General features: G+C 60.3%; 17 protein-coding genes. 5 read left to right on the forward strand and 12 right to left on the reverse strand.

The window, feature by feature from the left end:
- Position 1: 1 nt before the first annotated feature.
- Both paaG and paaF read right to left on the reverse strand, forming a co-directional pair.
- Positions 2-793, reverse strand: coding sequence for a 2-(1,2-epoxy-1,2-dihydrophenyl)acetyl-CoA isomerase PaaG (paaG, locus tag J4D28_RS23990; protein ID WP_103331690.1), 792 nt, complete (start codon positions 791-793; stop codon positions 2-4).
- Between the two features lie 51 nt (positions 794-844).
- Positions 845-1,618, reverse strand: coding sequence for a 2,3-dehydroadipyl-CoA hydratase PaaF (paaF, locus tag J4D28_RS23995; RefSeq protein WP_023964869.1), 774 nt, complete (start codon positions 1,616-1,618; stop codon positions 845-847).
- A gap of 358 nt (positions 1,619-1,976) precedes the next feature.
- Here paaF and paaY point away from each other — a divergent pair, with 358 nt between their 5' ends.
- The 4 genes from paaY (at position 1,977) to J4D28_RS24015 (ending at position 15,198) form a co-directional block, all read left to right on the forward strand.
- Complete coding sequence (paaY, locus tag J4D28_RS24000) at positions 1,977-2,573, forward strand: phenylacetic acid degradation protein PaaY (RefSeq protein WP_009048880.1); 597 nt, start codon at positions 1,977-1,979, stop codon at positions 2,571-2,573.
- An 87-nt stretch (positions 2,574-2,660) separates the two neighbouring features.
- The gene (gene paaX, locus J4D28_RS24005) at positions 2,661-3,584 is read left to right on the forward strand and encodes a phenylacetic acid degradation operon negative regulatory protein PaaX (RefSeq protein WP_009043762.1); all 924 of its coding nucleotides are present in this window, start codon (positions 2,661-2,663) and stop codon (positions 3,582-3,584) included.
- Positions 3,585-4,372: 788 nt separating this feature from the next.
- Positions 4,373-14,425, forward strand: a complete 10,053-nt coding sequence (locus J4D28_RS24010; protein WP_103331691.1) for a non-ribosomal peptide synthetase — start codon at positions 4,373-4,375, stop codon at positions 14,423-14,425.
- Positions 14,426-14,490: 65 nt separating this feature from the next.
- Positions 14,491-15,198 carry a 4'-phosphopantetheinyl transferase gene (locus tag J4D28_RS24015; RefSeq protein WP_103331692.1) on the forward strand — a complete coding sequence of 236 codons (708 nt, stop codon included), beginning with the start codon at positions 14,491-14,493 and terminating at the stop codon, positions 15,196-15,198.
- Between the two features lie 105 nt (positions 15,199-15,303).
- Here the strand turns inward: J4D28_RS24015 and J4D28_RS24020 are convergent, their stop codons facing one another.
- Positions 15,304-15,570 (reverse strand): hypothetical protein, encoded by a 267-nt coding sequence (locus J4D28_RS24020; RefSeq protein ID WP_009048883.1) that lies wholly within the window; start codon positions 15,568-15,570, stop codon positions 15,304-15,306.
- A gap of 352 nt (positions 15,571-15,922) precedes the next feature.
- Here J4D28_RS24020 and J4D28_RS24025 point away from each other — a divergent pair, with 352 nt between their 5' ends.
- Entirely contained in the window at positions 15,923-17,248 is a 1,326-nt protein-coding gene (locus J4D28_RS24025; protein ID WP_009048884.1) for a sigma-54 dependent transcriptional regulator, read from the forward strand.
- A gap of 61 nt (positions 17,249-17,309) precedes the next feature.
- Here J4D28_RS24025 and J4D28_RS24030 read toward each other — a convergent pair whose 3' ends face one another.
- The 9 genes from J4D28_RS24030 to J4D28_RS24070 all read right to left on the reverse strand — a co-directional run bounded on the left by J4D28_RS24030 (position 17,310) and on the right by J4D28_RS24070 (position 25,521).
- Positions 17,310-18,602, reverse strand: a complete 1,293-nt coding sequence (locus tag J4D28_RS24030) for a transporter (protein ID WP_009048885.1) — start codon at positions 18,600-18,602, stop codon at positions 17,310-17,312.
- Between the two features lie 45 nt (positions 18,603-18,647).
- Positions 18,648-19,394: a hypothetical protein gene (locus J4D28_RS24035; RefSeq protein WP_028682377.1), complete on the reverse strand. Its 747-nt coding sequence runs from the start codon at positions 19,392-19,394 to the stop codon at positions 18,648-18,650.
- A gap of 44 nt (positions 19,395-19,438) precedes the next feature.
- A complete protein-coding gene (locus tag J4D28_RS24040) occupies positions 19,439-20,119 on the reverse strand; it encodes a C39 family peptidase (protein ID WP_009048887.1) in 681 nt (226 codons plus the stop codon).
- A 63-nt stretch (positions 20,120-20,182) separates the two neighbouring features.
- The gene (locus J4D28_RS24045; RefSeq protein ID WP_016704791.1) at positions 20,183-21,229 is read right to left on the reverse strand and encodes a hypothetical protein; all 1,047 of its coding nucleotides are present in this window, start codon (positions 21,227-21,229) and stop codon (positions 20,183-20,185) included.
- 63 nt (positions 21,230-21,292) lie between these two features.
- On the reverse strand, positions 21,293-21,871 hold the full coding sequence (locus tag J4D28_RS24050; RefSeq protein WP_009048889.1) for a hypothetical protein: 579 nt from the start codon (positions 21,869-21,871) through the stop codon (positions 21,293-21,295).
- 1 nt (position 21,872) lies between these two features.
- A complete protein-coding gene (locus tag J4D28_RS24055; RefSeq protein ID WP_009048890.1) occupies positions 21,873-22,334 on the reverse strand; it encodes a hypothetical protein in 462 nt (153 codons plus the stop codon).
- A gap of 357 nt (positions 22,335-22,691) precedes the next feature.
- A complete protein-coding gene (locus J4D28_RS24060) occupies positions 22,692-23,216 on the reverse strand; it encodes an AAA family ATPase (protein ID WP_009048891.1) in 525 nt (174 codons plus the stop codon).
- The gene (gene pnuC / locus J4D28_RS24065; RefSeq protein WP_016704792.1) at positions 23,213-23,779 is read right to left on the reverse strand and encodes a nicotinamide riboside transporter PnuC; all 567 of its coding nucleotides are present in this window, start codon (positions 23,777-23,779) and stop codon (positions 23,213-23,215) included. The genes J4D28_RS24060 and pnuC overlap by 4 nt, the downstream gene beginning before the upstream one ends.
- A 107-nt stretch (positions 23,780-23,886) precedes the next feature.
- Positions 23,887-25,521: a methyl-accepting chemotaxis protein gene (locus tag J4D28_RS24070; RefSeq protein ID WP_103331693.1), complete on the reverse strand. Its 1,635-nt coding sequence runs from the start codon at positions 25,519-25,521 to the stop codon at positions 23,887-23,889.
- Positions 25,522-25,734 lie beyond the last annotated feature (213 nt).

The following is a 25,734-nucleotide window of genomic DNA, read 5'->3' on the forward strand; positions in this document are numbered from 1 at the left end:
TTCAACGCCCCTTGAAGGTCGGTGTGCGTTTGTCCATGAAGGCACTCACGCCTTCGCGGTAATCCTCGCTGCGCCCGGCCAGGCGTTGCAGGTCTTTTTCCAGTTCCAGCTGTTCGTCGAAGCTGTTGTTCAGGCTGGCGTTGAGGCTGCGCTTGATCAGCGCCAGGCCGTAGGTCGGCTGGGTGGCCAGGTGGCGCGCAAGCTTGAGGGCTTCGTCACGCAACTCGGCATCTTCGACGCAGCGATAGATCAGGCCCCATTGCTCGGTCTGTTCGGCCGTCAGGCGATTGCCCAGCAGGGCCAGGGCCTTGGCCCGCGCCATGCCGACCAGGCGCGGCAGGGTCCAGGTTCCGCCGGAGTCGGGGATCAGGCCGATCTTGCAGAACGCCTGGATAAAGCTCGCCGAACGGCCGGCCAGCACCAGGTCGCAGGCCAGGGGAATGTTGGCCCCGGCCCCGGCGGCCACGCCGTTCACCGCGCAGATCACCGGCAGCGGCAGGTCGCGCAACTGGCGGATCAGCGGGTTGTAGAAACGTTCGATGGACTCGCCCAGGTCCGGCACCTCCGCGCCGGGGGCGACATTGCGGTCGCTCAGGTCCTGGCCGGCACAGAAGCCACGGCCTTCACCGGTCAACAGCAGCACCCGGGCCTCGGGATTGGCGCGCACCTGCTTGAGCGCTTCGCGGACCTCGCCATGCATCTGCGCATTGAAGCTGTTGAGCTGCTCGGGGCGGTTCAGGCTGAGGAGGGCGACGCCTGCCTCGACGGAAAACAGGATGTGTTCGAAGTTCATGGTTCTGGCGCTCTCTGACGGGTCGTGGGAGTCGTTGGCCGCTGCGGCGGCCTAGTGGCCGGTGAAGCTGGGCCGGCGTTTTTCCTGGAAGGCGCGGATGCCTTCTTCGCGGTCGCGGGTGCCGGCCAGCACGGTGAAGGCGTGGCGCTCGAAGCGCAGGCCGCTGGCGAGGTCGGTGTCCAGCGCCTTGAGCAGCGCCTCTTTGGCCAGGCGCAGGGCCAGCGGTGCCTTGCCGGCGATCAGCCGCGCCAGCTGCAGGGCGCGCTCGACCGTGAGTTCCGGTTGGGTGACCTCGCTGACCAGGCCGGCGCGCAAGGCATGGCGGGCATCGATCGACTCGCCGCCGAGGACCATCTGCATGGCCAGGGATTTGCCGACCGCTCGCAGCAGGCGCTGGGTGCCGCCGGCGCCGGGCATGATCCCGAGGTTGATTTCCGGCTGGCCGAAGCGCGCGTCCTCGCCGGCGATCAGGATGTCGGCGTGCATGGCCAGCTCGCAGCCGCCGCCGAGGGCAAAGCCGTTGACCGCGGCGATCAGCGGTTTGCTGAAGCCGGTGATCTGCTGCCAGGAAGCCTGGCGCGGGTCGTTGAGGATGCCGGTGAGGTCGCGCTCGGCCATTTCATTGATGTCGGCGCCGGCGGCGAATGCCTTGCGGCTGCCGGTCAGCACCACGACCCGGGTCTCGCTGTCGGCCTGGGCGGCGTCCAGGGCGGCTGCCAGTTCGCCGAGCAATTCGGTGGTCAGGGCATTCAGGGCGGCGGGGCGTTGCAGGGTAATCAGTCGAACGCCGCCATCGAGGCTTTCGACAGCAAGGGTTTGAGGCATGGCGGATGCCCTCACGGTGCACGCTCGGCGCAGGGCCGGGTCATTATTGGATCGGCTGGGGAGCCGGTTTTCGCCGAGTATATCGCCAATGTGATACATAAATGCAATGTAAAAATATGATTAGTGTGTCTTTATGTTGGGGCGTTGAATCTGTTTCGCCAGGACGAAGAGGGTCGATCAAGTCGTGATTTTCCAGGTTTTATTGGGGTTTTTGGCCTTTGTCTGGCGGCCTTCGCTGAGTAGAGACGCGATACTGTTTTTCCGCTTTTTCGTTTAAGCTTGATGTGATACAAAATAAATCCTGATCGGCATCGCTTTGCGCGCTATGTCGACTTGCCGCCTAGCCAAGGAGTACCTCATGACCTGCTACAGCCTCGACGGCCTGACCCCGGTGGTCCATCCCAGTGCTTATGTGCATCCGTCCGCCGTGTTGATCGGCGACGTGATAGTCGGTGCCCATTGCTACATCGGCCCGCTGGCCAGCCTGCGCGGCGATTTCGGGCGGATCGTGCTGGAGGAGGGGGCCAACCTGCAGGACACCTGTGTGATGCACGGCTTTCCCGACAGCGACACGGTGGTCGAGCGCAACGGCCATATCGGCCACGGCGCGGTGCTGCACGGCTGCCGGATCGGCGCCGATGCGCTGGTGGGGATGAACGCGGTGGTGATGGACAACGCCCGGATCGCGCCACGCTGCTTCGTGTCCGCGGCGGCCTTCGTCAAGGCCGGCTTCGAGTGTGCGGAGCAGTCGCTGGTCATGGGCGCCCCGGCCAGTGTCAAACGCCGCCTCAGCGACGAAGAGCTGCACTGGAAGCAGGCCGGCACCCGTGAATACCAACAGCTGGCCAGGCGCTGCCTGGAGCAGATGCAGGTCTGTGAGCCGCTCGCGGAGCCCGAAGCCAATCGCCCGCGTATCACCGACAGCGGCCTGCGCCCGAAAAATACCGCCCAGTGAACAACCAGGGCACAGTGGGTCGTGCGCTCCAGGCCACTCCAAGCCGGTGAAACCCGGTATATTTCTTCCTTTTTGTCCGGTACGCCCATGTCGTCCCTAGCACCTTTGAATCACCTTGTGACCCGTTTCCAGGAGCAGACGCCGATTCGCGCCAGTTCCCTGATCATTACCCTGTACGGCGATGCCATCGAACCCCACGGCGGTACGGTATGGCTGGGCAGCCTGATCCAGTTGCTCGAACCCATCGGCATCAACGAGCGACTGATCCGCACCTCGATCTTCCGCCTGACCAAGGAAGGCTGGCTGACCGCCGAGAAAGTCGGGCGCCGCAGCTATTACAGCCTGACCGGTACCGGCCGCCGGCGTTTCGACAAGGCCTTCAAGCGGGTCTACAACGCCAGCGTGCCGGCCTGGGACGGTTCCTGGTGCCTGGTGATGCTGTCGCAGCTCGGCCAGGACAAGCGCAAGCAGGTGCGCGAAGAGCTGGAGTGGCAAGGTTTTGGCGCGATTTCACCGGTGCTGCTGGCCTGTCCGCGCAGCGATCGGGCGGATATCAACGCGACCCTGGTGGACCTCGGCGCCCAGGAAGACACCATTGTATTCGAGACCACCGCCCAGGACGTGCTGGCCTCCAAGGCGCTGCGCCTGCAGGTGCGCGAAAGCTGGAACATCGACGAGCTGGCGGCTCATTACAGCGAGTTCATCCAGCTGTTCCGGCCGCTGTGGCAAGCGCTGCGCGAGCAGGAGCAACTGCAGCCGGCCGATTGTTTCCTGGCGCGCCTGCTGCTGATCCACGAATACCGCAAACTGCTGCTGCGCGATCCGCAGCTGCCGGACGAGCTGCTCCCTGGCGACTGGGAAGGCCGAGCGGCGCGCCAGCTGTGCCGCAACATCTATCGTCTGATCTACGCCAAGGCCGAGGAATGGCTCAACGACGCGCTGGAAAACGCCGACGGTCCGTTGCCCGACGTCGGCGAAAGTTTCTATCGGCGGTTTGGCGGTTTGAAGTAAGGCGCTCGCAAAGTGTCCCCCGGATACCGACTGACCAGGTTCTTGGCCGCAGGGTGTCGCCATGGTCGTGCAGGATGGCATCAGCCCGCTTGCCGATCCGGCAGCTGCGGCTTTGTCACTTGTGGTGCGAACCCTCGTACTTGAATTCGACGAGCAGCAGACGTACCGGTCGCCATCGCCGATATAAGCCACCTCCGGACGCCCTGCCTGTTGCAAATGACCCTCAGGATCGTCGGCAGCCCTGGTCGCGATCTCGTCAACCTTCCCGGATAAGTAGTGCTCGCCGGACAAAACTGTTCCCGGTTTCTCCCCTCCATCAAAGACTTGCGCCCCGATACAGAGTTGGGGCGGCGGCGAACTGCTGTCAATCGGAGCGATAACCCCGGATAGGACCCAGTCCTTGTGTTCAGATATTGCCGTGGAGATTCTGCTTGATTCTCTTTTTTAATTAAGTTTTATCTTATGAGTGCAAAGGAAATATCTTATAGATATTGGGTTTTCGTTAAATATATTATTTCGCGAGAATTCGTGAGTGCGTATCTTTCTCGATTGGTGATCATAAATATTTATTTAACTTGGAGTCTGTGCTGGTGAAAGGCAGATGAAGGGTTGGGCTGGGGGTAAGAGGAACATAATTGAATTAAGAAACAGGCACGCTTTTCGGCTTTGGCCCAAGGCAAAGGATTTTTAATCGTAGTCTTGTTTTTAGTGGCGAGAGAGTCTCTCGTTAAAATGCGGCGATCAGTTTAGACGTGAAGGCTCACTCTAATAAACCTTAAGGATATCGTATGTTTTCTGCCTCGCCTTACACCAGGATCTTCTGGGATGAATATATTATCAAGCCGCAGTCATGCGAATATAACCTGGTTCTGGATCAGGACATCGAAGGTGATCTGGATTTAAACAGGCTGTGTTTGGCCGTAGAGGGTATAAGTCGAGACTATATTCTGTTTAATCATGTTCTCGATGAAAAGGATGGACAGCTTTTCTGGGTGAAAGCCGATAACCCCATAACCCTCGAGTATTTCGATTCACCCTGCGATGCCCAATCCCTGGTACGTACTCCCTTTGACCTCCGCCAAGGGCCTCTCTGTCGCTTCCATCTGATCAAGACTGGCGAACGACGTTACAACTTTCTTGTCGTCGTACACCACGTGCTACTGGATGGCCTGTCTGGCGACGAGTTTTATGCCTTGTTATCTGAATATTACAACAAGGGCCCGCTTGGGCTCGCGCCGGCAGAGACGTTTAGTGATCTCCTCGATTTATATGCGCGCTATGAAGATGACGTTGCTCAATTGCGTGGGCGGTTTGACTCGGCCGGGTTCTGGCGCGACTTGTTGTCTGGTTGTCCGCGGCGTGCCGAGTTGCCCCGCATATCCTCCGGACAGAGGCAAGAGACAGTGGGCGAAGTGCGTTTTGATGTCTCGTTCGCCGACTGGCGAGATCTGAAGGCCGGGATCAAATATGCCAATCATTTTCTAATATTCAAGACGTTGTGGGCGATCTTGATTGCCCGTCAGACGGGGCAGGAAAAAGTTTGCATCGCCTATCCTGTCGCAGCGGAAGGAGGGGAAAAAGTCTATTATGGCGGGCAGGTGAATACCGCGGTATTTCCCTTGGCGTTACTTGCTGATTCGAACTTTTCAAGCTTGTATAAAACGACCCTCGACTATACGAAAAAACTTAAGGTCTCGGGACGGCTGCGCCACTCCAAGTTGCCGGTTCATTACATGCTCAGCGAGAGTCCGGTTGCCGAATTGAACGTCAGTTTTTCCCAGGGTTTTCTGAAGAATTTTCCGTTGACATTTGATGGTTGCCGGGCACAGGTCAATCATCGCTTCAATGACGACCTGGCAGGCACTGAATTGTTGTTGGAGTATCAGCAGTCGAAAGACGCCTTTGAGTTCAGGCTCAGGTATGACGCGAATCTATTCGACGCGGTACAAATGGCTGAGCTCGCGGAGCAATACCAACATTTGCTGTGGTCGTCACTAAGCGAGCCGGATCGGCCGCTTTCCACGCTGCCATATTTATCCGAAGAGCAGGCGCAGCGTCTAGAAAATCAATCCAATAACGACAGTGAAGTGCCGCTGGAGCACGTCACGACGCTGTTCGCCGGTTTTGAGGAAAATGCCCGTCTTTACCCCACGCGGATGGCATTGGTCGACAGCCGGCAGGCATTCAGTTATGGGGAGCTCGCGCAGCGTAGCAGCGGCCTGGCGCGTAGGTTGCGTGAGGAATATCTGCGTATTTGCGGCGAGGAAATGCCGGCCGATACCTTGATCCCCTTGTATGTGCAGCGGGGGGCCAACGCAGTCGTGGCCATGCTGGCAATCATGAAGGCTGGCGCGGCCTATGTGCCTTTGGACCCTTACGCCCCCGCGCAACGGCTGGCGTATATCCTGAGCGATGTGGGCAGCCCCATTGTCTTGACCGAAACGGCTCTTGAGAACTCATTGAAGGAAAGTACGGCCGATAGCTACTGCCTGCTGATCGATCGGCCGGGAGACCGAGTGTCTGGCAAAGAGCCGATACTGCTTCCCGAGGTGAGCGGCGAGCAGTTGGCTTATGTCATTTATACCTCCGGGACAACAGGGAAGCCCAAAGGCACGCTGTGCGAACATCGGGGTGCCGCGAACATGATTCTGGGTCATGGCCGCCGGCTGCTGAGTCGTGAGCAGGGTGTTCTGAACTGTCTGCAATTTGCCACCCTGGCCTTCGACGCGCATGTGTTCGAAGTCTTCATCGCTCTTAACAACGGGCATCGCCTGTGTATCGCCAGCGAACCCCAGCGCCTGGATCTTGAGTTGCTCACCGCGCAGATGCGCGAGTGGCAAATCAACTTCTGCCTTCTGCCGCCCGCACTGCTGGGTCCCCGTCCTCTATTGCCGGACTCTCTGCGTTGCCTTGCCGTAGGCGGGGAGTCGACTTCGCAGGATGTGCTCGAGCACTATCTGGCGGCGGGTTTGCAGGTTGCCAACCTGTATGGGCCCACCGAAGCCTCGGTCAGTGTGAGCATCAACCTGTATCGAAATAATGGTGCCCGCAATATTGGCCTGGGCATTGCCAATATGCGCTGCTACGTGGTGGATGAGCATTTTCACCCGCTGCCATTGGGGGTTGAAGGCGAGCTTTGCCTGGCGGGAGTCGGCCTTGCCCGCGGTTATCTCAATTTGCCGGAACTGACGGCCTCGGCGTTTATCGAAAACCCCTTCAGCCAGGATCCGGACTACCGTCGGCTGTATCGCACCGGCGATCGTGTGCGGCGCCTGGCTGATGGCAGCCTGGAATACTGTGGCCGAGCGGACCAGCAGGTGAAAATTAACGGTTACCGCATCGAGTTGGGTGAGATCGAGAGTGTGATGCGTGCCGTGCCGGGAGTGGCCGAAGCACTGGTCACGGCGCGCAAGGAGCCTGCGCTGCAGCTTCAGGCCTGGTTCGTAGTCGCTTCCGGCAGCGATCTGACGGTCGAGGGGTTGTGGCGGCAGTTGAGTACCCAATTGCCGGCCCACATGGTGCCAACGGCGATGATGGCGATCCCGAGGATCCCGCTGACGGTCAGTCGAAAAGTGGATTACCGAGCGTTGCCCGAGCCGGCGATGATCGATCAGAGTGTCCCTTTCCGCGCGCCTGGCAATGAGTTGGAAAGCCGGTTGCTGGCGTTGTTCAACCGCCTGCTTGGTAGCCACGCAGGCATTGACCATCACTTCTTCCGCTTGGGCGGCAACTCGATTCTGGCGATCAGGTTGTGCCATGAAATCTATAAGGCCCTTGGCATAAAAGTATCGGCGCTGACACTGAACCGGTATCCGACGGTGGCGCTGCTGAGTGAGCATCTTGCCCAGCAAGAGCGGACGCTGTCGGAACCCTCGATCGCAAGGAGCGGGCGCAGCGAGGCGCGGCTGTCTTTCCAGCAGTCGCGCTTGTGGTTTATGGAGAATCTGTCGGGTGGCGCCACGCATTACCTGTCGCCGGTGCTGTTGCAGCTGTCCGCCGATGCCGACTGCGCGACCTACATCAAAAGTTTACAGGCGGTGGTGGCTCGTCATCAGGTGCTGCGGAGCCTGATTCGCCAGGATGAAACGGGCGAGGCGTATCTGCATGTCACCGAGCAGGAGCTGGCGGTACCGATCCATTCGGTGACGCAAGTGCAGTTCACTGACTGCCTGCAACAGGCGCTGCAGCAGCCGATTGACCTGCTGCGCGATCTGCCGTTGCGGGCAGCGATCTACCGCTACCGGAATGAGGTCGGGGCAGAGGTTACGGTGAGTCTTCTGGTGTTCCATCACATTGCTTTCGATGGCTGGTCAATGGACGTGCTGCTGCGGGAGCTGGCGGCGCTTTATCAATATTTCCTCGGGCAAACGGAACAAGCTCCCCCGGCGCTTGATGTGCAATATCTCGACTATGCGGTTTGGCAGCGTGAGCAGTCCGATGACCGGGCCAGTGCCGAGGCCCTGGCATTCTGGGATCAGGCGCTGGATGGCTACCAGCAGCTGGATATTGCTCCGGATTACCTTCGCCCCACGTTTTTTGATGCACGCGGCAGTCACTGCGAGGTCCTGCTGACTGCATCCTTGGTGGCAGCACTCGAGTCGTTGGCCCGCAAGGAAGGGGTTACGCTGCATGCCGTGCTGTTGGCCGGCTTCACCCTGTTACTGGCACGTTATACCAACCAGGATGACATCGTGGTGGGGACACCGTTGGCCAACCGCAGCCAGCCGGAGTTGGAAAGCCTAATCGGCTTTTTCGTCAATAGCTTGCCGCTGCGCAATCGGGTGCCTGACGAACTCTCGGTGTGCGAGTTTATCCGCCAGGTCGCGGCCAATACGGCGCAAGTGCAACAACATCAGAGCTTTCCGCTGGAGCAACTGGTGGATCGCCTGGGAGTGCCACGGGACTTTTCGCGGCATCCACTGTTTCAGGTGATGTTCGCTCTGGAAAGCACGGTGGGCGCCGCTTGCCCGGATTGGCTTTCGGTGGTGGATCTGAGTGCGTATGAGCAAACGGCCAAGTTCGACTTGACCCTCACGTTGACGCCCGTTGCCGGGCGGATCAATGCCCGGTTTAACTTCGCCACCGCGCTGTTCAGCCAGGACACGATCAGTCGCCTGGCCGGCTACTACGTCACGGTCTTGCAGCAGATGGTCGAGGGGGCCGAGCAGCCGCTGAGAAGCCTTGGCCTGGCGAGCGCCGCGCACATGCAGACGCAGCTTGCGATGGCTGAGGAGCGGCGTTTCGAGTATTCGTTCGAGCGTACCCTGCAGCACGATTTCATCCGTTACGCGCAGCAGCATCCGCAGGCCGTGGCGGTGATCGATGAGCTGGGTGAAATGACCTATGGCGAGCTGTATCTGGCGGCCCTGACGCTGTCTACCCAGTTGCGCTTGCAGGGCGGCATGACAGGCGAGGCGATTGCGATACTCGCGGACAAGGGACGCCTGCAGCCTGTGGCGATACTGGCGGCGCTGATGTGTGGCAAAGCCTTCCTGCCGATGGATAAAGGCTGGCCGTTGCAGCGCCGCCTGGGCGTGATGGCCCAGGCGAGCATCAATACCCTGTTGAGCAGCGAGCCATGGGAGACGTCGCAGATCAATGTCGTCGGCCTGAGCGCCACGGGGCAGGCCCTCACGCTACCACCGCCGGCGCGGCTCTTGCCTGCCGTCGATGCCGCTGCGGACAGCCTGGCCTATATCATCTTTACCTCTGGTTCTACAGGCACGCCAAAAGGCGTGGCGATCGAGCATCGCAGTGTGGTGAATATGCTCGAAGGTACCCGTCGTTATTTCGCTATCGACGCGTACGACCGCAGCCTGGCCCTCAGCGCGCTGAGTTTCGACCTGGCCATTTTTGACATCTTCAGCCCTCTTTCAGTGGGGGGCGCGGTCGTCATGCCGGCCGAGAACGATCGGGTCAACCCGCAGGCCTGGTATCAATCGATCATCAACCATCGCGTTACGGTGTGGCTGAGCGCGCCCGCGCTGCTGGAGCTGTTGCTGGACTATGTCGGCAATGCCGGACTTCTCTCCGGCCCGGTACCCGCGTTGCGCGCGGTGATGGTAGGGGGGGACTGGATTGCCACGTCATTGCCTGAACGCTGTCGGCAGTGGGCCCCGCACAGCCGTTTCTGCAGCGCCGGTGGCGCAACGGAGGCGGCGGTCTTCTCGATTCTTTATGAGGTCCCGCAGGAACCAGTCCGGTCGGTCAGCATTCCGTATGGCAAGCCGTTGCCACACGAGCGTTTCTATGTTCTGGATGCTGAATTGCGACCGCTGCCTGTGGGGGTGAAAGGCGAGATGTATATCGCCGGTGAAGGGTTGGCGCGCGGCTATTACGCGGATGCACAGCGCACCGCCGACAGCTTCTTCTGGCATGAGCACTTGCAGGAACGCGTCTACCGTACCGGGGATGCCGGGCGTTTCCTCAGCGACGGCAACCTCGAGTTCATGGGGCGGATAGACCAGCAAGTCAAAATCAACGGTTACCGCATTGAACTGGGGGAAATCGAGAACATCACGCTGTCCTATCCCGATATAACCATGTGTTGCGTGGTATTGATTCAGCATCCGCAACCTTATCTGGCGGCCTACTTGGTCGCTACCAAGGCGGTGGACATTCAAGCGCTGAGTCAGTATCTGCGTGGTGAGTTGCCGCAATACATGCTGCCAAAGGCGTTTATCCAGCTGGACAGCATGCCTCTGACCGAGAACGGCAAGATCGCCCGAAAATCGCTGCCGCTCCCCGAGAGCGAACAACGCCCCCTGGTCGCCGCCGAGAGTGATCTGGAGCGCGAGTGCTGCCTGATCTGGGGGGGATTGTTGAAGTTGGAGCGCGTCAGCGTGGAAGACAACTTCTTCTCCCTGGGCGGCAACTCCATTCTGGCAATCCAGGCCTGTTACCAGATCAGCCGCAGGTTACGGAGGGAGGTCACCCTGGGTGAACTGGGGCAATATCCGACGATCCGCGCCTTGTGCCGTTACCTCAGGCTTAACGGCAATGAGTCCGGGCCTTTGCTGATTCCGGCGCTGCAGCGTGATACCTGGCCACTGTCGTTCTCGCAGATGCAGCTGTGGTTTATCGAGAAGCTCAACGGTGGCAGCAATCTGTACCACGTACCGATGCTGTTCCGCCTGAGCGCCGAGGTCGATCTGAGCGCTTATCGCCAGAGCCTGAAGTCCATCGTTGCCCGCCATCACGTGCTGCGCAGTGTCATTTGCCAGCCGTCGGCTCTTACCGCATTGTCGAAGTTGACCGACAACGAGTTGCGGGTGCAGCAGTTGCGGCTCGATGCCGCTGGCTGGCAACAACAGTTGCTCGGCGACATTGACCGGCCATTTGCTCTCGATTCGGAAATTCCCCTCAGAGCCAGTCTCTATGAGGTCCGCCAGCCTGACGGCAGTACGATCTTGTACAGCCTGATTGTCGTGCATCACCTGGCCTTCGATGGCTGGTCACAAAACCTGTTCCTGGAGGAGTTGCAAAACCTCTATGAGTCGTACCGACGAGGTCAGCAACCGACATTGCCGGACCCGCTCCTGCAATATGGAGATTACGCTTGCTGGCAGCGTGAATACCTCGATTCGGCTCGGTTGTCAGAACTGAAAACCTTCTGGCAGCACCAACTGCAGGGCTGGCAAACGCTGGAGATGCCGCTCGATTTTGTGCGGCCGGCGCAGTTTGACCACCGCGGGGCCAACCATGGCATTGTATTGCCCGAGGCCCTGATGGCTCGGGCCGAGCAGTTCATTCGACGGGAAGGCGTAACGCCTTTTGCGCTTTTCCTGTCGGCATTCAATCTGCTGCTCAGCTGTTTCAGCGGCCAGCAGGATGTTCTGGTCGGTACGCCGGTAGCCAACCGACCGACGACGGAAACCCGATCGGTAGTGGGTTTCTTCGTCAATACCCTACCGTTGCGCACGCAGATCAACGACGAGATGCCGTTGTCCGAGTACGTGCGCGAAGTCTTCAAGTCTGTGCTTCAGGTGCAGAAGTATCAGAGCCTGCCGCTGGAGCAGTTGATCGATGCTCTGCAGGTACCACGCGATCTGTCGCGGCATCCGCTATTCCAGGTGCTATTTGTGCTGGAGGATGACGGGCAGACCCCGAATTTGCCTGATTGGCTGGAACCGCAAAGCCTGATGGAGCAGTACCAGGCGGCAAAGTTCGACCTGACCCTGAACATACAGAAAGAAGGTGAGCGCGTGCAGGCCGTATTCAACTACGCGACCGCGCTCTTCACTGCCCCAACCATGAGCTGCCTGTCTCGGTACTATCTGCGCATTCTTGAACAGATCGTCGGGGAGGGGCATTTGCGGATCAATCAGCTGGAGCTGGTACCCACTGTAGAGGTCCGGCGGCAGCGCGAAGCCTGGAAGTCCTGCCCGCCAGCCTATGATTTCGAACGGGCGATCCATCACGATTTTATCCAGCATGCCCGGCAGCAGCCGCGAGCCATTGCGATTATCGACGGCCTTGGCGAGCTGACTTACGGTGAGTTGTATCAGGCTGCTCTGACTCTGTCGTTGCAGCTGCGCCAGCATGTGGACATGGACGCCGAGACCATTGCGGTCATGGTCGACAAAGGTCGGGCCCAGATCATCGCGGTGCTGGCGATCGTGATGTCCGGCAAGGCTTACCTGCCACTGGACAGCTCCTGGCCGGAAGGTCGGCGGCGGGATGTTCTCAGGCAGGCGCAAACCCGGGTGGTGTTCAGCAGCAAGCCATGGAAGGAGGAACCCGAGGCCAGGCTGCTATTGATCGATCCATACGGTGCGGTTGCCATGTTACCCGCCGCGAGTATGGGTGAACCCATGCTCCCCGACGCGTCTGAACTCGCCTATGTCATCTTTACTTCAGGTTCTACCGGTGTCCCCAAGGGCGTCGCCATTGAACATCGGGGGGCGGTGAACAGCATTGTCGACACCATTCAACAGCTCAATCTCAATGCCCTGGATCGTGGCCTGGCCCTTAGTGCTCTGAGTTTTGATATTTCGGCGTTTGATATTTTTGGCTTGCTGTCGGTGGGTGGCACCATGGTGATGCCATCGGAAGCGGAGCGTTACCAACCGGATGCCTGGCATCGTTTGATGGTGACCCATGGGGTGACGTTCTGGAACTCCGCGCCTTCGGTGATGACATTGCTGGTGGAGTACCTCGAATCCGTCCAGGCCGATGAAAATGGCTGGCCGATGCTACGTACGGCGGTATTGGTAGGGGAGGTGATTGCCAAACCGCTACCGGCGCGTATCCGCCAATGGAACCGAGGTTGCAGGGTGGTCAGTGCCGGCGGCGCGACGGAAAGTTCCATCTGGTCGATTCTCTACGACATTCCGGATGCTCCGATACTGGCGCCGAGCGTGCCTTATGGCAAAGCCATGGCGCATCAGCGCTTTTATGTACTGGACAGCCACATGCGCTTGCTGCCGCCTTGCTTGCCCGGCGAGCAGTACATCGGTGGGGCAGGCGTTGCCCGAGGCTATTTCCGCAATGAACCGATAACCCGGGAGCGATTCATCTACCACCCTGAACTGGACGAGCGGCTTTACCGGACCGGGGACGCGGGACGTTATCTACCTGACGGTAACCTGGAGTTCATGGGGCGCATGGACTTCCAGGTGAAAATCAATGGCTACCGGGTCGAGTTGGGGGAGGTGGAAAGCCAGGCTCTGGCCTTTGACCCGATAAAATCCTGCTGCGCCATCGTCTGCAAGGATGAAGTTCAAGAGCGTCTGGCGTTGTACTACGTCTGTGACGAGCCGCTGGTGGAGTCCGAGCTGCTGGAGTCCATGAGTCAGCGGTTACCGCTGTACATGATCCCGACCGTCTTGATACGCCTGCCGGCGCTGCCTTTCAACTCCAGCGGCAAGCTGGATCGCAAGGCGTTGCCCGCTCCCGGGCAGAGAGAGCAGAACCACTACGTCGCACCCGCCAATGGACTGGAACAGCAATTGTGCGAGCTGTGGCAGGCCACCCTGAAGCGCGAGCAGGTCGGTATGGCGGATGACTTCTTCAGGTCGGGAGGCACTTCGCTCATGGCGATCTCGGTCTGCATGAAGATGTCGGAGTTGCTGAAAACCTCGATCCCTGTCGTCAGGCTTTTCCAGTGCCGTACGTTGAGAAACCTGTTGGCGGTCACTGAAAGTGGCCTGGTGATACCGTTGAATCCGGCAGAGAGCGGCGCGCCAGTGTTGTGGATGATTCATCCGGCCCTGGTTGGGGCCGAAGTCTTCTATCCCCTCGCGCAGGAGTTCCAGGGCAGGATGAACTGTCAGGGCATCGATAATCACAACCTTTATCACCAGCCGACGATCAGCTCACTTGGGGCGCTGGCTGACCGGTACCTGGATGAAATGATTGTCAATGGACTGCAGGTGGATACCGGCAGGGTGCATATCCTTGGCTGGTCGCTGGGCGGGTTGATTGCCCTGGAAATTGCCGCCAAGTTGGAGCAACGGGGAGCTACCGCTGTTTCGCTCTATCTGCTCGATAGCTTCTACCAGCAGGGCACGGCGGAGATTCCGCTTGCCGCACTGCTGCCAGTGCTGGGGCTTACGGGAGCCGCCGCCGAACGTGCCCGGAGGGTCGCCGAAGTGGAGGAGCAGTTGTCGCAAGAGCAGTTGAGCGTCAAATTGCAGGCGACGACGGTCACGTTGTTCAAGGCGATGCAGGCTAATCCGCAGTTGCCGGGCTCTGTGATGAAGTCGCTTGTTGCTGTCACGGATAACGGGTTGGGCGCGGCTTGCTCGCAGTTGAGCGTCGTCCCGCTTGCCTGCCATCATCACAACATTCTGGAATCCAGCGACGAGATCATCAGGGTCATTACCGGATCAATAATCTGAGAAGGAAGCTCGGCAGCGGCCATGTGGGTCGCTGCCGGTCCTGAAAAGAGCCACGGTATGACAAGATGATTGGACTTGACCCCATCGAGCTGGCAACGCATTTCATTACGGACGGCATCGGCATGGTCTGTCTCCTGCTGGACAGAAGCCGTATTGATCTGGGGCAGTTGCTGCAACATGGCGCTGAACTGCCTGTAGACATTCAACATAGTGTGCACACGAGGAGAGTCGAGTACCTGGCGGGCCGCTATTGTGCCCGCCAAGCGCTTGGCCAGCTGGGAGCCGCTACATGGGCAGTAGGGCGCAAGGCCGATGGTGCACCCGACTGGCCCGAGGGCGTTCTGGGCAGTTTGTCTCATACGGAGGAACGGGTTATTGCCTGCGTGGCGTGGCAGTCCGAATGGAGCGGGCTGGGTATCGACATCGAAAAGATCGTGGGTACAGAGATGCTCCTGTCGCTGGAACATCTGGTCTTCACCCAGACGGATAAATTGCAGATGCAGGCATCGCACTTGAACTTACTTGAAACCGCTACGCTGATCTTCTCCGCAAAAGAGGCGTTTTATAAGTTTATCCATCCACAAACGTATGCCCGTCTGGACTTTAAGGATGTGTCTCTGCAGGCAATGGATAGTGACGGGTTTACCATCGAGCTTCATAAGGATCTTGGCGCGCCCTGGGGAAAGGGTAGGCGGGTGCGAGGGAGTTACCTGTTCGAGTCGAACCATGTAATTACCCTCATCACCAAGTCCAGGACTCATCCTGATAGTTAATGCTGAGCGAGTCAAAATGTCGCAGGGGGGATGTACTAAAAGCGCGGAGGATATATCAGATGAATAAGAAAGACGGATCACTGGGTAGTGATCCGTCTTTTCCGTTTATTCCGGCATGGCCCAGGATTGCAGTTTGTAACCTTCCTGGCTCAGTTCGGCGCGGGCCTGTTTCAGCAGGTCTTCCAGTTGCGCCGGGTCGGAGTAGGCGCTGCTTGGAATCTGTTTGCGGCCAATACGGGTATTGGTGCGGTCGATGACGGTCAGGCTCAGTTCGCCGTTACCGTCTTGTGGGGCCCAGGCGACGCATTGGAATGGCTGGAATGCGCGGTCGGCGATCAAAAGTGCTTCGTTGATACGGAGCGGGGCGTTCATGGGGTCTTCTCTCTATGTGCCCAATCAAATGATGTGCCGTCGGTTGGGCTTACCGTTCGGCTGGTTACTTGTACTGATGTCTCGAACCAGGGATCAGGTCACATAGAAAGACCAGAATTTACAACTTTTGTTCACACCCGCGATGCAGAGCCTTCTTTTGAAAGCTGAATGAAAGATTGGCGCACGGAATTAAACCAGGCTTTTGGATCCATGTAACAGTTAGTCCAAATGGTGATTGGCGCTATAAACAATCGATACAAGACCCCCGTCAAGTAATTGCTAATGTTACAGCCAGGTTTGCCAAACTACTGTTTCTAATAACTTTTCCTCTTTTTGGCGCCAAGGAACAGTCATGCTTGAAGCGACCGCCTTACGCCGCCTTTTAGTGGTTGACCCGTGCGACGATTGCCATCGTCTGCTGCCTGGATTACGCACGGCGGGCTGGGATGTCGACAGTTGTGACCTGGAAGCGGCCGTCGATCGCGGCTGTGACGTCGGCTTGCTGCGTTTGCAGGCTTTTCACCTGGAGCGACCGGAAGCGGTCAAGGACCTGATCAGCCGCAGCGGCACCGAGTGGATCGCGGTGCTCAGCCCGGAGGTGCTGCGCCTGCAGAAAGTCGGCGATTTCGTCTGCGAGTGGTTTTTCGATTTTCACACCCTGCCGTTCGATGTCTCGCGGGTCCAGGTGACCCTCGGGCGGGCCTTCGGCATGGCCCGCCTGCGTGGCCAGGGGCACATCCATGTCGCTCAGCCCGAGCATGAGTTGCTGGGCGACAGCCGACCGATCCGCGACTTGCGCAAACTCTTGAGCAAACTGGCGCCCACCGAGTCGCCGGTGCTGATTCGCGGCGAAAGCGGTACCGGCAAGGAACTGGTGGCCAGGACCCTGCACCGGCAGTCGCAGCGCCACAGCAAGCCCTTCGTGGCGATCAACTGTGGGGCGATCCCCGAGCACCTGATCCAGTCCGAACTGTTCGGCCATGAGAAGGGCGCGTTCACCGGCGCCCATCAACGCAAGGTCGGGCGTATCGAGGCGGCCCATGGCGGCACGCTGTTTCTCGACGAAATCGGCGACCTGCCGCTGGAGCTACAGGCCAATCTGTTGCGCTTTTTGCAGGAAAAACACATTGAACGCGTGGGCGGCAGCCAGCCGATTCCGGTGGATGTACGGGTACTGGCGGCGACTCACGTCGACCTCGAGGCGGCGATCGACAAGGGGCGCTTTCGCGAAGACCTGTATTACCGCCTGAACGTGTTGCAGGTGGTTACCGCACCATTGCGCGAACGGCATGGCGATATCGGCATGCTGGCCAGCCATTTTTCCCACTTCTATAGCCTGGAGACCGGGCGCCGGCCGCGCAGTTTCAGCGAGGACGCACTGGTGGCCATGGGCAAGCACGACTGGCCGGGCAATGTCCGCGAGCTGGCCAACCGGGTGCGGCGCGGCCTGGTGCTGGCCGAGGGCCGGCAGATCGAGGCCCGGGACCTGGGGCTGCTCAGTCCGCAGGCGAGCATCGCGCCCATGGGCACGCTGGAGGACTACAAGCACCGGGCCGAGCGCCAGGCCCTGTGCGATGTGTTGAATCGGCACAGCGACAACCTGAGTGTCGCGGCCAGGGTGCTGGGCGTATCGCGCCCGACCTTCTACCGGTTGCTGCACAAGCATCAGATCCGCTAGGGCGGTGCGACGAAAAGGCCCGCGGCGAGGTGATCGCCGCGGGCCTTTTTTTGCCTGGTGTTTAGAAGTAGTAGGGGAATTTCAGGCTGAAGGTGAAATCCGGCGCATCGTCGGTCAGTCCGATGGACAGGTTGGGCACTATGGTCAGGTTGTCGGTGGCCGCCACGGTCATGCCGACGTTGAAGTAACCGGCATTGGCATCGCTGGACACCACGGACTGCCAGTCGCCGCCGTCTTCCTTGAGCTTGCTCTTGCGCTGGACCAGGTCCGAGAAGGAGAACGACATACTCATCTTCTCGTTCAGGGCGAAGGCGATGCCCATGCCGATCTGGAAGCTGTCGCCGAGCTTGACCTTGCCCGGGGTCTTCAGGTTGACCGTGGAGCTGATGTCGTCGAAGGATTCTTCCAGGTTGTGGGTGTAGGAGAGGGTACCGAACAGCACCGCCGGGTCGAAGGTCTTGACCAGCGTGATACCGGGGGTGATCGACCAGACGCCGTTACCGGTCGGCAGGTCATCCGGGACGAACAGGTTGGTGTTGTCCTGGACCTGGCGCAGCTTGATGCCGAACGGCTCTTCGCCGGTCGGCGCCTTGACGCGCAAGGACAACACCGCGTCCGGGGTATTGACCGACTCGTCGAGGAACTTGTAGGCGATGCCGAAGTTCACGTCGCCGAGGGTCGGGTCCTTGGACACGGTTTTTTCGCTGGTGACGCCCGCCGCGCCGTTCTGGGCGCCGCCGGACTGGTAGGTCGACTCGCGGTAGATCACCGGCACGTTGACATCGAACTGCCAGCGGTTGTCCAGGTTGTAGCGGGCCGTGAGGTCGAGGGTCCAGTTGTCGGCCTTGATCCGGTCCAGGTTGATGTTGCCGAGGAAGATCGAATCCAGCGCCAGGAAGCCGTTGAGAATCAGCTGCCGGGTGTCGTAGCGGGAGTAGGTCAGGCCGGTCTCGACACTGAACTTGCCGCCGCCAAAGAAGCCGCTGGCTTCGTCGTACAGGTTGGACACGCTCTGTGCCGGTTGCGAATCATCCCTGAGCGATTCCCCGTAGGAGCTGCCGCCGGCCGGGGTCGGGCCTTTGCTCGTGGTCCCGGCCACCTGCTGGTTGCCACGCATGTCCGCTGGCGACTTGGCCAGGCGTTTCGGTGGTGGCGCCGCCGGTTGCTCCTCGACCTGGCGTACCCGTTGTTCCAATACCGCCAGGGCTTTCTGCTGCACTTCGTAACGTTGCTTAAGCTCCAGTAATTCTTGTTTCAGGGCCTCTACGTCGGCATCAGGCGCTGCCTGCAGCAGTGCAGCCGGGAAGAGCGTGCTCAAACATACAACTGCGCGCAGCGAGACTGATCGATACATGAGTAAGCCGTCCCTTTGAGCCTAATGATCGAGAATCAGCGTAGTTCAATATCCCAGGTTGCGAAGGCCCTTGAGCTGGGTCAGGTTGCAATCCAACGCGCCAGTACTCGCCCCGTTATTGTTGAGCACCACGTTCAGTTGGGTCATGTTGCTGACCAGGTTGCTGTCGCCCAGCAGGCGGGTGTTCTGCAGCAAGCCGCCCTGGGCCACTTGTTGCACGGCCGAGCCCTGGTTGTTATTGGCCTGGATGGCCATCTGGATGCCGCCACCGGTGGCGGACACGGCCACGCTGCCCGCGGCGTTGCTGCCGCTGATGGTTTGCCCGCTCATCAATAGCTGGCCTTGCGCCGGCACCAGCGCCGGAGCATGGCTGGCTTCCTTGACGTCGATGGAAAGGTTGTTATAGGCGGTGTTGCCATCGCCCGCCGCGCGCACGCTCTGGGTCACACCCTGGGTGGTGGCCAGGCCCGCGCCGCCGATCACGTTGCCCGAGCCCTGGGTCGGCGTCGAGCCGTTGCCGGATTCCTTGATCGTGGAGACATAGAATTCCGGTTTGATCGTCGATTGCTGGATCTGCATCGAGGTCGTGGCGCCGATCAGATCGCCCGAGGCGTTGCGCCAGGTGCTGCTCATGACAATGCCGAAGCTGATGATCCGCCCCGGCATGACGTAGCGACCGCGGAGCTCGGAGAGTTCCTGGTCCTTGATTTCTATAGGCTTGAACCCTGCGTTGGCGTACGCAGGAAAACTTGTGACCAGGCAGGCAGCGGCCAGCCAGTAAGCGCTTTTCATCTGCTGCTCCCGGAGCATCCTGCCCCTTTATCCTTAGGGCGACCCTAGAAGAAGTCGCTCTGAATGAAACCGAATTCCATCAGTTCTGCGTCTTTGACCGGGTTGAAGGTATCCAGCTTGTTCTTTGCGGTCAGCGGGTTGGGCGGGTCGAGCAAGGCGTTGGCCTTGTCGTAGCCGGGGCCGACGATGGCGAAGACGATACCGTTCCAGCCTTTGACAAAGTCTTCGTGGGAGTAGCGTTTATGGCCGAGGACGGGGTCGCCGATATAGACCCAGTCTTTGTATGCCCGCTGCATGACCACGAAGTGCTTGTAGCCACGAATGTCCATCAGTACCACCACCGGAATGGAGACCGCCTGCAGTTTGTCGGGAGGTATCCGGTAGCCCCGGGCGCGCATGCCGATGCTTTCCAGGTAGCGCTTCATGTCCAGCATGGAGAAACCCTGGGTACGCACAAGGTCCTGGTCGGCGGTGGCCAGCATGCCCTTGATGACCTGCTCCTCATCGACGTCGAGCCAGTAGGCCTGGCGCAGTACCGTCGCCAGCGCGGCGGCGCCGCAACTGAAGTCGGTTTTCTGCTCGACCAGGTCGGCGAATTTGCGCTCCCGCACGCTTTGCACCTGCTTGTACACCAGGTTTCCGCCCGGCAATACGGCCACTGGCATCTGTGCGGCCTGAGCCAGGCCCGTCAGACAAAGCAAAAGGGAGAAGGTCGCCATTCGCATGATCGCTACGCCTTGTGGGACTGTGGAAAAGCCCCGTTTCCGGGGCTTTCGTCACGCTCGTGATTACAGGCAGGCTCTGCAGCCGGCAGCGATGGACAGCGAGTTGCTTTGTTGGTTGCCGACACCCGCCGAGACGTTGGCGCCGCCGTTGCCGGAGAAGCCGTTCATCGAGCCAGACATCGACGCGTTGTTGATCACAGGGTTTTTCCAGCCGTCTTTGGTCAGCACTTGCTTCGTCCAGACGCCGGAAAGTTCGATCGTGCCTTGTTCCTTGAAGGTGAACTTCTGATCGTCGTTATCGTAGCCACCACTACGATCGCCGTAGCCATGATGACCACCGCCATGGTGATCGTCGTCGCCCTGGATCTTGCCGTAGCCGGTGCCTTTGTAGGTGCCGGAGGCATTGAACTCACTGGTAAGGGTGTCTTTTTTGTAGGTACGCACACCCTTGTTGTCCACGTCCAGGCCAGTGACGGTCTGGTCGGCCGAAGCCGATGCGGTCGCTACGCGTCCGCCGGATACGGCGATTGCCAGGTTGTTTTTCTGTTGGTTGAGGTCGCCGGCGGTGACGTTGATGCCGATGTTGCCGGAGCCGCCGTTGCCAGCATTGTCGAGTGTTGCGTTGTTTTGCGTGGACCAGTTTTTCACCGTGTTGTTGGTGTTGGTCTGGGTAGCGCTGGAAGTGGCTACCGCGCTGCCGAAGATGAAGCTTTCATCGGCGGTGGCCAGGGCGACGGCGTTGTCTTGTTGGTTGCCGGCGCCGGCAGCCACGTTGGCGCCCATGTTGCCGTTGGAGTTGTTCATCGAGTCGCTGGCGTCGGCGTTGTTGTTGGTGCCGCGGTTGCTGACGCTGTTGCCCGAGCTGAACTGCTCATCGGTTACGTTGGCCGCGGCGCCGGCGGTGATTTGCAGCTTGGTTTTGAGGTCTAGACCGTCGTGGCCTCCATGACCGCCATGACCGCCATGACCACCGTGGTGACCATTGTGACCGCCATGGCCACCGTGACCTCCGTGACCTCCGTGATTGTCGTCGTTGCCCGCATGTGCGGCGATCGCCATGACTGCGGCGAGGGCAAAAACCAGTGGCTTGAGAGCCATTGTAGGTTTCATGGTGTTTCTCCGTGCTTATTTAGTTGGTTAAGTGTTGGTACCTTCCAATCGCACTGCTGCGGGTCAGTCAGCGACCCGTATGCTCAGGGTGTTAGCCATTCGGTTCCCCACCCCGGCACTCTGGTTCACCTGAATCACTCCCCGGCTGCCGGTGAAGGCCTGGTCGCTGGTAACGACCTGGCGGCTGCCTTTGGAAGCGTCAGTTGCTCCCGAGCCTGGTAACAGCGCCACGTTCTGCTGGGACAGGACGCTGTCGTCGATGCTTTGCGGCTGGGCACTGATGCTCACCCGCATTGCGTTGACCATCTGGTTGTTGGCCCCGGCTCCCTGGTTCACGCCCAGAACCCCGTTGCCGTTGCTGAAAGCGTTGCCGCCGATGCTGCTGGTGGCGTCGATCGCGCTGCTGGCCGGCGTGCCGAGCTTCTGCCGGACCACGGTGGTGGCCTGGGCGTCGGTGCCGATGGCGATGGCGCGCGTGTTGGTCTGTTGCTGCTGGTCGCCGGCGGCCTGGTTGACGTTGAAGTTGCCGTTGTAGCGGGCGCCGGAGTTGTGAAGGGTGGCGGTGTCCACCGCCTGGATGCCTGGGTCGGCCATTGCCGAAGGGCAGCCGAACAGGGCAAGCAATACGAGGGTGCGAATCATCTCATTGGCCTCCGGCCAGTCTGCCCAAAGGAGCCAGGCCAGAATTCAGCGAGCGGTTGATGGTGCCGGAGATGGCGCCACCGCTGCCGCCGCCGTGGCCGGCGCTCATGCCGGCCATGCCGTTGGGGTTGGCGACGCTGTTCAGCCCCTGCAGGTTGACGCCGTTGGGCATGACGCTGCTGCTGATCGTGGAACCGCTGCTGACCCCGGCAAAATCGCCGTCGCTCAATTCGGTGTTGCTGGTCATCTGTTTGACCCGGGCCGAAGGGTTGGCATTGACGGTGGTCGGGTAGGGATCTGGATGCAGCGGAGGGCGGCCGACGCTACGAGGTTGAACGTCGCGGTCGAGAACGATCCGGCCGTCCCTGATGTCGTCGGCAGCCTGGACCGGGAGGCTGAGCAGCGAGCCGATGGCGCAGCCGATCAGCAGGAGGTGGGTCAGAGCTGAATTGCGATTCTCCACGGCAGCATTCCCTTCTTCTGTCGCTGGCCCTAGCCGGCGTTGCGAGGGTAGAGAGCAGAAGCCGTGCCGCTTTTTTGATTGTTTCAAAAATTCAACAGGTTACGAATAACCAAGGGCGTTACAGGGACAGGAGTGTTTCAACGATGAGACCGGTGCCGCCTCCGGCAGCCCGTCAGTACCGTGGCGACGCTCTGGATCGGGAGGCTCGCGTCGGGCTGTATCAGCGTTTTAACAGATGGCTGAAGGGCAATGAGAAGCCCTTTGAATTGGCCGCTTTGCGCAGCGGCGGGTGTTTCAGGAGTGGACATTTGTCCTGCTTGCGCAGGAGAAAAAAACGCGGACACGAAAGGTATTCGGTCAACCCTGAAGCAGGCGCTCGACCAGCTCGAATGCCCGTTGCCGACGGGCTTCCCAATCGCCGCGTATCACTTCGAAGGGCTGCTGGTGTTGCACCAGCCAATCACCGGTGGCCTTGAAGAAGGCCAGGCGCTCGCTCAGTTCGGGTTGGCAGCGCTGGCCGTCGTTGCTCCAGCCGACATCTTCCGGGGAGAGTAGCAGGTGCAGGTCATAGCAGCGAGCCAGCAGCTCGGGTTCCAGCCAGTCCGGGCAGGCGCCGAACAGGGCCTGGCTCCAGAGCATATTGCTCAGCAGGTGCGTGTCGAGAATCAGCAGCGGCGGGTGTTGCGCCCGGGCCTGGTCTTCCCAGGCCAACTGGCCGCGGGCAATCTCCGGGATATCCGCCAGGCAGGTGTCGCGCCGGTGCTGTTCGATGAAATGGCGGACGTACTCGCCCACCTGGATGCCACCGAAGCGCGCCTGCAAGTGGCCGCTGAGCCAGCTTTTGCCGCTGGACTCGGGGCCGGTCAGCACCAGGACCTTCATGCCGGGCGCAGCGCCGGGTCGGCCCGCCAGGCGCGCCAGCCCTGCACGGCCAGCAGGGTGAACAGCCCGTACAGTGCCGCTGTCAGGTACAGGTCCTTGTAGATGAACAGGCCGACAAAAATCACGTCGACGGCAATCCACAGCGGCCAGCATTGCACGCGCTTCTGCGCCATCCACCATTGCGCCACCAGGCTGAAGCCGGTCAGCGCGGCATCCAGCCAGGGTTGCGCGGCATCGGTCCAATGGGCCATGGCCGCTCCCAGCAGCAGGCTGCCGACGGCTCCGAGGCTCAGGCCCAGCAGCATCGAGCGGGGTCCTAGCAGGCTGACCGGACGCCCCTGATGGCTGGCGCCGCCACGGGTCCATTGCCACCAGCCATAGAGTTGCAGGGCGGCGTAGACCACTTGCAGCAGCATGTCCGAATACAGCTTCACTTCGAAGAAGATCCAGCTGTACAGCAGCACCATGACCAGGCCGATCGGCCAGCACCAGGGGTTCTGTCTGACTGTCAGCCAGACGGCGATCACGCCGAGTGCAGCGGCGAACAGTTCAAGCCCGGACATGAAAACTACCTGGAAGCGGAGGAGGGTGCGGATTGTAACCAGAAGCGGCCTTGCATGTTAGTGAAGGCCGGCAACCGTGGCGGGGCGAACCCCGCCAACGGAACGTCTCAGACCCGGAACTGGCGCAACAGGCCGTTGAGCTGCTCGCTCAGCTCTTTCAGGTGCAGGCTGGCGGCACTGGACTGCTCGGCCGCCAGGGCCGTGCTGTGGGACAGGCCGGCGGCCTGGGTCACGTTCTGGTTGATGTCTTCGACCACATGGGCCTGTTGCAGGGTGGCGCTGGCGATGGAGGCGTTCAGCCCATTGAGGTTGCGCAGGGCCTGGCCGATGGCATTCAGGCTTTCCCCGGCCAGCCCGGCCTGCTCGATGGTTTGTTGCGAAGCCCGGCTGCTGTCGCCGATGACTTTCACCGCGGCTTCCGAGTGCCCTTGCAGGCGCTCGATCATCGACTGGATCTCGGCGGTGGACTTCTGCGTCCGCTGGGCCAGCAGGCGCACCTCATCGGCCACCACGGCAAAGCCACGACCCTGTTCGCCGGCCCGCGCGGCTTCGATCGCCGCGTTGAGCGCCAGCAGGTTGGTCTGTTCGGCGATCGAGTGGATCACCTCCAGCACGCTGCCGATCTGGGTGCTTTCCTGGGCCAGGGTGCGAATCACTTCCACGGCCTGGTCGATGGTGGCCGAGAGCCGGTCGATCTGTTGCAGGCTGCCGTCGATATTCACCTGGCCCTGCCGGGCCTGGGCCTCGGCGTCGCGCATCTCGCTGGCGGCGTGCTCGGCATTCTTCGCCACGTCCTGTACGCCGTAGGTCACTTCGTTGATGGCGGTGGCCACCAGCTCCATCTGCTGCGACTGCTGCTGGCTGCGCTCCTGGGCCTGGCTGGCGTTGCTGCCCAGGTCGGCGGAGGATTGCGCCAGGGCGCTGGCCGACACCTGCAACTGGCTGACGACAAGACGCAGCTTGGCGGTGAAGCCGTTGAAGTGCCGGGCCAGTTCGGTGACTTCGTCCTGGCCGTGGGTGTCGAGGGTGCGGGTCAGGTCGCTTTCGCCGCTGGCGATGTTGGCCATGGCGTGCACGGTTTCCTGCAACGGGCGGACGATGCTGCGAGCGATCAGCAGCACCAGCAGGGCCATGAGCAGGGCAATGGCGATACCGACGACCGAGGCCTTCACCACCTGGCTGCGGAACTCGGCCTGCACGTCATCGATGTACACCCCCGAACCGATGATCCAGCCCCAGGGCTGGAACAGCTGGACATAGGAGGTCTTCTGTACCGGCTCGCTGGCGCCCGGTTTCGGCCAGCGATAGTTGATCATGCCGGCGCCCTTGGCCTTGGCGATGGCCACCATTTCGTTGAACAGGGCAAGACCGTCCGGGTCGCGAATGGCCGAGAGGTTCTGGCCGTCGAGCTTGGGGTTGGTCGGGTGCATGACCATGACCGGGGTCAGGTCGTTGATCCAGAAATAGTCGCTCTGGTCGTAGCGCAGGCCGCGTATGGCGCTCAGGGCCTGCTTCTGCGCCGTCGCGCGATCGAGGCTGCCGGCGCTTTCCAGGCCCTGGAAATAAGCCAGCACGCCGTTGGCGGTCTGCACCACATGCTGGGTCTTCTGGACCTTGGCCTGGTACAGGTCCTCATTGATCTGCTTGAGCATCAGTATGCCCAGGGTCATCAGCATCAGTACCGCCACAATCAGGATCAGCCACAGCCGGCGGCTGATCGACATTCTGCGTAAGCTGTTCATGAATCTGTCACTCCCGATTGTTGTTCTTGTAATGGAAACACCCTGTACATCCGTCATGCGCTCCTTGCAGTCAGGTCCATCGGATTCTCGCAACGCGACAGCGTTTATCGCGTCTGTCTGCTAGGATTTCGGCCTCATCGCGAAAAACCTGAATCCGGCTGATTTTTCACGGAATTTTCAGGGGTGCTGATGATCCTATTGCGGCTGTGAAGT

The sequence above is a fragment of the Pseudomonas sp. GW531-T4 genome, assembly GCF_017349615.1.
Classification (GTDB): Bacteria; Pseudomonadota; Gammaproteobacteria; order Pseudomonadales; family Pseudomonadaceae; genus Aquipseudomonas; species Aquipseudomonas chlororaphis_I.

Bases quoted from the DNA above. Each gene is read 5' to 3' on its own strand.
- J4D28_RS24010 (WP_103331691.1), top strand. From the start codon at position 4,373: ATGTTTTCTGCCTCGCCTTACACCAGGATCTTCTGGGATGAATATATT.
- J4D28_RS24040 (WP_009048887.1), bottom strand. From the start codon at position 20,119: ATGCGAATGGCGACCTTCTCCCTTTTGCTTTGTCTGACGGGCCTGGCT.
- paaX (WP_009043762.1), top strand. From the start codon at position 2,661: ATGTCGTCCCTAGCACCTTTGAATCACCTTGTGACCCGTTTCCAGGAG.
- paaY (WP_009048880.1), top strand. From the start codon at position 1,977: ATGACCTGCTACAGCCTCGACGGCCTGACCCCGGTGGTCCATCCCAGT.
- J4D28_RS24035 (WP_028682377.1), bottom strand. From the start codon at position 19,394: ATGAAAAGCGCTTACTGGCTGGCCGCTGCCTGCCTGGTCACAAGTTTT.
- J4D28_RS24070 (WP_103331693.1), bottom strand. From the start codon at position 25,521: ATGAACAGCTTACGCAGAATGTCGATCAGCCGCCGGCTGTGGCTGATC.
- J4D28_RS24030 (WP_009048885.1), bottom strand. From the start codon at position 18,602: ATGTATCGATCAGTCTCGCTGCGCGCAGTTGTATGTTTGAGCACGCTC.
- pnuC (WP_016704792.1), bottom strand. From the start codon at position 23,779: ATGTCCGGGCTTGAACTGTTCGCCGCTGCACTCGGCGTGATCGCCGTC.
- J4D28_RS24015 (WP_103331692.1), top strand. From the start codon at position 14,491: ATGATTGGACTTGACCCCATCGAGCTGGCAACGCATTTCATTACGGAC.
- J4D28_RS24020 (WP_009048883.1), bottom strand. From the start codon at position 15,570: ATGAACGCCCCGCTCCGTATCAACGAAGCACTTTTGATCGCCGACCGC.
- J4D28_RS24060 (WP_009048891.1), bottom strand. From the start codon at position 23,216: ATGAAGGTCCTGGTGCTGACCGGCCCCGAGTCCAGCGGCAAAAGCTGG.
- paaF (WP_023964869.1), bottom strand. From the start codon at position 1,618: ATGCCTCAAACCCTTGCTGTCGAAAGCCTCGATGGCGGCGTTCGACTG.
- J4D28_RS24025 (WP_009048884.1), top strand. From the start codon at position 15,923: ATGCTTGAAGCGACCGCCTTACGCCGCCTTTTAGTGGTTGACCCGTGC.
- J4D28_RS24045 (WP_016704791.1), bottom strand. From the start codon at position 21,229: ATGAAACCTACAATGGCTCTCAAGCCACTGGTTTTTGCCCTCGCCGCA.
- paaG (WP_103331690.1), bottom strand. From the start codon at position 793: ATGAACTTCGAACACATCCTGTTTTCCGTCGAGGCAGGCGTCGCCCTC.
- J4D28_RS24050 (WP_009048889.1), bottom strand. From the start codon at position 21,871: ATGATTCGCACCCTCGTATTGCTTGCCCTGTTCGGCTGCCCTTCGGCA.